The following is a 1,972-nucleotide window of genomic DNA, read 5'->3' as shown; positions in this document are numbered from 1 at the left end:
GCCCTTGCCCGTCGCCCCATGCGCCACTGCATCCGCCCCTTCCAGCGCCGCAATCCACAGCCCGCCGCAGTAGGCGCTGATGCCTTGCAAGCGCCAATCGTCGAAGGTCTGGTCGGGTGCGCCGGAGTTTTCGGGAATGCCGTCGTGATCTAGGTCGAAGGTTTTCAGGTAGTCCAGGGTGGCCACGACGGCGGGCCAGCAGTCTTCAAGAAACTGCGTATCGGTGCTGCCCGTCAGCACAAAATCTCGATAAACCTGGAGGACAAAATCGGCTCCCAGGTCTTTCCAGAGGTTGCAGTCTTGATAGCTGGTGTAGTTGGTCTTTTCCCAGGGGTGTTCGTTGGGTGCGCCGAGGTCGTGGGGGGTGGCTCCGGCCAGCTTGCGGGGAACCAGCGGACTTTCCGTTCCCTGAGTAGCGTAGTAGCCGATTTTGCGAAGCGTGGGGTCTGCGGCCGGAATAGCGCGGGCAAAGGCTCGCAGCACGGCCTTATCCAGTTCTGGAAACAGCATCAGCAGCGCAAAGGAGCCGTAGAGCCGCACATCCAGGCTTTCGTACCAGCGGTAGTCCAGGCATTCCACGACGGCAAACTGGCCGACCGGATCGCGCTCCGTCGCTGCACTCCACAGCGTCGCCCCGTCCGTCAGGGCGTAGAGTTCGTTAAACAGGGCCATCTTGAACCAGTCGGGCAGGTCGCCCCGGTCGAGAATCGGCTGCTGCCACTGCCAAATCTGCGCTTGCCAGGTGCGATACTGCGCCAGCGCGGTGCGGGCGATCGCCCAGGCGTTTTGCCCCGTTGCGCCAAAGAAGTCGGTGTAGCGTCGCAGATAAGTTACGCCCTCGGCAAACTCCGTCACTGGAAAATCCCACGCCAGCGCCATCGGCATCTCCCGCGTTTCGCCCGGAGCCAGGGTAACCCGGAGGGCGATCGCCGCTGCCACTCGTTCCCCAGCGGCTGCGGGCGTTTCGTCATTCACATTGGGCAAGGAGCCGTCTTTCGCAAAATGGCTCCACAGGTCGCCGCCATCGCCCGTCGGGTTCCAGCGAGTATGATAAAATGCCTCGACTTGGGAGGTTTGGAACGCGATCGCCCATTGTCCGTCGCCTTCGGCAGGCGCAGCGTCTAGCAAATGACCCAAAATGCAGCCCGCGTAGTCGCCTTCGGTGCGCCACTGGTTAAAGTTGCCCTCGCTTTCGCCCAGGCACGGCTGATATTCATAAACCGGGCTGCCGTCGTCGCGCACCTTCACGTCAGGCGACTTTAGCGCGTTGGTAAACCAGCCCGTCATGTTTTCCCAAGTCAGCATCAGGCTCAGCGTGATCGGCGCATCGGTGGGGTTGTGCGCCGTCCACACAAACACCGCCACGGGATAGCTCGTTTCCTGGTAATTATTCGCCCAGATCGGTGAAAACTGTTCGCACGTCAGCTTTGCCTGAAATCCGTTTTCATAGCTAAACCAACTGCGCGGATACAGGGCGTGGTAAGTGCCGGAGTGTTTGGGCAGCGGCACAAAAGCTGAGGGATGCAGTTCGCTGTCGCCGTCTGCCGTCACGAGCGCATAAGCCTGAGTGCCCTGAGCCGACTGCTCGAACACGCTGAACTGACAGGCAGGCATGGTTTGAAACAGGTGTTCGCCGCCGTCGATGTGCCACAGGTTAAAGTCGCCCCGGTGCGATCGCCCAATGCAACCCGCCCCAAAGCCCCCCAGCGGCATCCCGTGCCAGGGGCCGTCGTCTAGGTTGCTGGCATAGCGGACGGTATAGGGCTTGTCCCAGCCTTGCCCAATGGGGCGCGTCCAGGCAGCAGCAGGGATGTTGGGGGAACCGGGGAAATTTTTCATTTCCCGATTCTACACCTGCGGTCGGGACGATCGGGGTCAGGGCGATCGGGGTCAGGGCGATTTTGGGCGATCGCTCCGACTTCGCTATCCTGTAAGCAGCATCGCGCATCCTCCAGTCCTGCCATGAGCAAAC

Annotated in this window: 1 protein-coding gene; it reads right to left on the bottom strand. The window is 61.3% G+C overall.

Annotated features, from left to right (window positions below):
• A partial coding sequence (locus IGS51_RS15640) for a GH116 family glycosyl-hydrolase (protein WP_297079606.1) occupies window positions 1-1,839 on the bottom strand: 1,839 nt, incomplete at its 3' end.
• Between the last annotated feature and the right edge of the window lie 133 nt (window positions 1,840-1,972).

The organism is Thermoleptolyngbya sp. M55_K2018_002 (assembly GCF_015295965.1).
In the GTDB taxonomy this organism is placed as follows: Bacteria; Cyanobacteriota; Cyanobacteriia; order Elainellales; family Elainellaceae; genus Thermoleptolyngbya; species Thermoleptolyngbya sichuanensis.
The sequence above is the reverse complement of the archived record's forward strand: the minus strand, read 5'-3'. Positions and strand labels throughout refer to the sequence as shown.